The 4,167-nt window shown below is 57.9% G+C and carries 3 protein-coding genes and 1 pseudogene; 2 read left to right on the top strand and 2 right to left on the bottom strand.

From position 1 onward, the window contains the following. Positions 1–114: 114 nt before the first annotated feature. Positions 115–1,191, bottom strand: a complete 1,077-nt coding sequence (gene hppD, locus E0F99_RS29200) for a 4-hydroxyphenylpyruvate dioxygenase (RefSeq protein ID WP_083358341.1) — start codon at positions 1,189–1,191, stop codon at positions 115–117. Positions 1,192–1,436: 245 nt separating this feature from the next. After that, positions 1,437–1,718 (bottom strand): annotated as a pseudogene (locus E0F99_RS29195) (EamA family transporter); the annotation flags it as partial. A gap of 163 nt (positions 1,719–1,881) precedes the next feature. Here E0F99_RS29195 and E0F99_RS29190 point away from each other — a divergent pair. Together E0F99_RS29190 and E0F99_RS29185 are read left to right on the top strand one after the other, a co-directional pair. Continuing rightward, entirely contained in the window at positions 1,882–3,423 is a 1,542-nt protein-coding gene (locus tag E0F99_RS29190; protein ID WP_083358339.1) for an EAL domain-containing protein, read from the top strand. A 200-nt stretch (positions 3,424–3,623) separates the two neighbouring features. Next, positions 3,624–3,989, top strand: coding sequence for a histone-like nucleoid-structuring protein, MvaT/MvaU family (locus E0F99_RS29185; RefSeq protein ID WP_083358338.1), 366 nt, complete (start codon positions 3,624–3,626; stop codon positions 3,987–3,989). Positions 3,990–4,167 lie beyond the last annotated feature (178 nt).

Genomic DNA, 4,167 nt, shown 5'->3' with positions numbered 1-4,167 from the left:
GGTGATGGTGCTGGTGTACGAAGGCTTCAAGCACTTGGTGCGACAGCGTAAAGCCTGACGCACAGGCAATAAAAAGCCCGGCCGAGATCACTCTCGGCCGGGCTTTTTTTACGCTTAGTCAGCGGTCAGTACGCCACGACGCACTTGGTCACGCTCGATCGACTCGAACAGTGCCTTGAAGTTGCCCTCGCCAAACCCATCGTCGCCCTTGCGCTGGATGAATTCGAAGAACACCGGGCCCATCAGGGTTTCGGAGAATATCTGCAGCAGCAAACGCTTGTCGCCGGCAATCGAAGAGCCGTCGAGCAGAATACCGCGTGCTTGCAGTTGGTCCACCGGCTCGCCGTGGTTCGGCAGGCGGCCTTCGAGCATTTCGTAGTAGGTGTCCGGTGGCGGGGTCATGAAGCGCATGCCGATCTGCTTCAGCGCGTCCCAGGTCTTGACCAGGTCGTCGGTGAGGAACGCCACGTGCTGGATGCCCTCGCCGTTGAACTGCATCAGGAACTCTTCGATCTGGCCGGCGCCCTTGGACGACTCCTCGTTCAGCGGGATGCGGATCATGCCGTCCGGCGCGCTCATGGCCTTGGAGGTCAAGCCGGTGTATTCGCCCTTGATATCGAAGTAGCGTGCTTCACGGAAGTTGAACAGTTTCTCGTAGAAGTTCGCCCAGTAGGCCATGCGCCCGCGATACACGTTGTGGGTCAGGTGGTCGATGACCTTGAGGCCGGCGCCGACTGGGTTGCGGTCTACGCCTTCGAGGTAGACGAAGTCGATGTCATAAATCGAACTGCCTTCGCCGAAACGGTCAATCAGGTACAGCGGCGCGCCGCCGATGCCCTTGATGGCCGGCAGGTTCAGCTCCATCGGGCCGGTTTCGATATGGATTGGCTGGGCGCCCAGCTCCAATGCGCGGTTGTAGGCCTGCTGCGAGTCTTTGACGCGGAATGCCATGCCACAGACCGACGGGCCATGTTCTGCGGCAAAGTACGACGCGAGGCTGTCGGGCTCATTATTGAGGATCAGGTTGATTTCGCCCTGGCGGTACAGGTGCACGTTCTTGGAGCGGTGGGACGCAACTTTGCTGAAGCCCATGATCTCGAAGATCGGCTCCAGCGTGCCCGGCGTTGGCGATGCGAATTCGATAAATTCAAAGCCCATCAGGCCCATTGGGTTTTCGTATTGGTCTGCCATGGAGGCACCTCATCATTCTTGTCATTAACACAGGGTTATTTGCGAGCAAGGATGAGGTCGGAGGGTGGCGCACAGGACAGCCCTCGCACGCTGCGGGCGAGGAAGTCACCAAAGATGAGGGGGGAGCCGAGTAGCTTCATGGTTACATCAGTCTCTTACGGCCGAGGCTTGCGTGAGCGCAAGTCCATATTCTTGTATGCGTAAATCGATTCTACACAGCGTAACAACGTTTGTCCGCACTCTTATCAAATCCCCAATAGCGTGGCCGGTGCAAGGGGTTTGTTGCACAGACAGCTACCCAGCAGGATCAGCGCCCCGCCCAGCAGCATCGGCGCGGTGAGCGACTCACCCAGCAGCACGGCGCCGCATAAGCCCGCCGTCAATGGGTTGAACGCGATGAACACGCCGGCGCGGGTTGCGCCGATGTGGCGAATGCCGTCATGCCCCGCAATATAGGCCAGTGCCGAGCCGAGGATGCGCGCTATCAGGTGCGCCCCTTGTCGCCACGCATCAGCCGTGACACCGGCCGCCCTGGCGTTTATTAACGGGGCAAAACGTGTGGATTTCCACTGATGGCACCTATCCAAATGGCCAGGTACGACGAGCGTATTTCCCGCACGCCAACTATCATCTGAATAATCTGATCAGCCCTTCGGCGCTTTTCCCATCCTGCGACAGGCCGCTCCTTTCATGCCCCTGACCGTCAACGGCACGCGAAAACGCGCCAACCGCTACTTGATCACAGCACTCAGTGGCCTGCTACCCATCGCGCTGGGCGTGGTGATCCTGTATTGGCAGGCCGAACGCACCCTGCAGCAAAGCACGGCACAAACGGCCCGCGAAGCAGTACGCCAGTTTGATCTGATGCTCGACAACACCGCCCTCGCCGCCCAGGCCTTGTTGCCGCTGGCAGGCCAGCCTTGCGACAACGGTGCGCAATTGGCGCTGCGTGAACAGGTCACGCGTCGGCCCTTTGTGCGGGCAACGACGTTGTCCTGGCAGAAACATATCTATTGCAGCTCGCTGTTCGGGGGTGATTACCAGTCCCCCGTCAACCCGGATGATTATGTGGACGGTACGCTGTGGCTGATGAACGGCAACCCGGTGACACCGGATACGGCGCTATTGGTTTATCGCCTGGTCGACGGTGACAAGGGCGCATTCGCCTCAATCGATGGTTACCACCTGACCAACGCCCTGCGCTTGATCAGTCGCTATGCTGACTTGATTCTGCAAGTGGGGCCCGGCTGGTTGGATGCCGACGGCAGGGTGCGCAACACGGCCGTCCCGGAATTTGCCGTGGCCCATCAGCATTTGGCGTCAGAGCGCTATCACTACAGCGTCGATGCCGGCATGCCGGCCGGTGAAGTGTGGCGCTTTATGGAGGCGCGCTACCCTGCACTGTTCAGCTTGCTGGTGTTCTTTGGTGTATTGGCCGGCGTGCTTGCGCACTGGTTGCAAAAGCGTTCGTCTGCGCCCACCCATGAGCTGCAGCGCGCACTGGGCGCCAACGAATTCATTGCGTATTTCCAGCCTGTCGTACGGGGCGACACCCTTGCCTGGGCGGGCTGTGAAGTACTGATGCGCTGGCAGCACCCGAAGGAAGGCCTGGTGCGTCCTGATTTGTTTATCCCACTGGCGGAGCATTCCGGCCTGATCGTGCCAATGACTCGCGCCCTGCTGCGCCAGACCGCCACGCAGCTCGCCCCGCATGCCGGGCGTTTCAATCCAGGCTTTCATATCGGCGTCAATATTACCGCACTCCACTGCCAGGACTTGGACCTGGTGGACGACTGCCGAGAGTTTCTCGCCGCCTTCGTACCCGGGCAGGTGACCCTGGTACTGGAGTTGACCGAGCGCGAGCTGATCAAGCCGACCGATATTACCCGACGCCTGTTCGATGCCCTGCATCAGTTGGGGGTGATGATTGCAATTGATGACTTTGGCACCGGCCATTCCAGCCTCGGTTACTTGCGCAACTTTAATGTCGACTACTTGAAAATCGATCAAAGCTTTGTGGCCATGATTGGCGCGGATGCACTCTCGCGGCATATTCTCGACAGTATCATCGAACTCTCCGGCAAGCTGGACCTGGGCGTCGTTGCCGAAGGTGTGGAAACAGCCGAGCAGTGCGAATATCTGGCGGCTCACGGTGTGGATTTCCTGCAGGGTTACCTGTTTGGTAAGCCGTTACCCTGCGACGAGTTCATTAAGTCGCTGACCAGCCATTGAATAGCCAGCCCGTGCGCTTGATGAAATAATCTTGTTTAGGTAAACGATATGATTTACTCGTGAGGCATTAACTACTACAATTTTTCTGGCCTGTGCTGAACTCGCAGAAAGGCCTCTTTCTTTGAGTCACCTTATAAGCGCTTGGCTTATAGCTTTGTCTGCAGTTGATATCAGCAAACACCATTATTGGAGTACAGATTTTGTCCAGACTCGCCGAATTTCGCGCAGCAGAAAAAGCCCTTCAAGAGCAGCTTGCCCAGCTGGAATCCTTGAAGAACGACGCCGGTTTGAAGAAAGAAATCGAATTCGAAGAAAAGCTGCAAGGCTTGATGAAGCAGTACGGCAAAGGCCTGCGCGACATCATCTCGATCCTTGATCCAAACCCTGGCAAGGCCGGCGCCACGCTTGCCGCCGCACCCAAACAGCGCCGCGCACGCGTGGTCAAAGTCTACAGCAACCCGCACACCGGCGAGCTGATCGAAACCAAAGGCGGCAACCACCGCGGCCTGAAAGCCTGGAAAGAACAGTATGGCGCCGCCACTGTAGATTCCTGGCTCCGCGGCTGATCGGAGCGTATTAACAAAAAGCCCCGCATCGCGGGGCTTTTGTTTAAGGGCTGTCTCGTCCTGAATAAGGTTTACACCTTCTGGCTTCTTATCAGGAGGGTGCAATGGATACGGGCGCAAAACGTAGTCAGCGCGATTACACGCTGACTTTTAAATTGTCGGTTGTCGACCAAGTAGA

The sequence above is a fragment of the Pseudomonas antarctica genome (assembly GCF_900624995.1).
GTDB lineage: Bacteria > Pseudomonadota > Gammaproteobacteria > Pseudomonadales > Pseudomonadaceae > Aquipseudomonas > Aquipseudomonas antarctica.
The sequence above is the reverse complement of the archived record's forward strand: the minus strand, read 5'-3'. Positions and strand labels throughout refer to the sequence as shown.

What these genes read in the sequence shown, in the direction of transcription:
- hppD (WP_083358341.1), bottom strand. Translation starts at nt 1,191, where the DNA reads ATGGCAGACCAATACGAAAACCCAATGGGCCTGATGGGCTTTGAATTT.
- E0F99_RS29190 (WP_083358339.1), top strand. Translation starts at nt 1,882, where the DNA reads ATGCCCCTGACCGTCAACGGCACGCGAAAACGCGCCAACCGCTACTTG.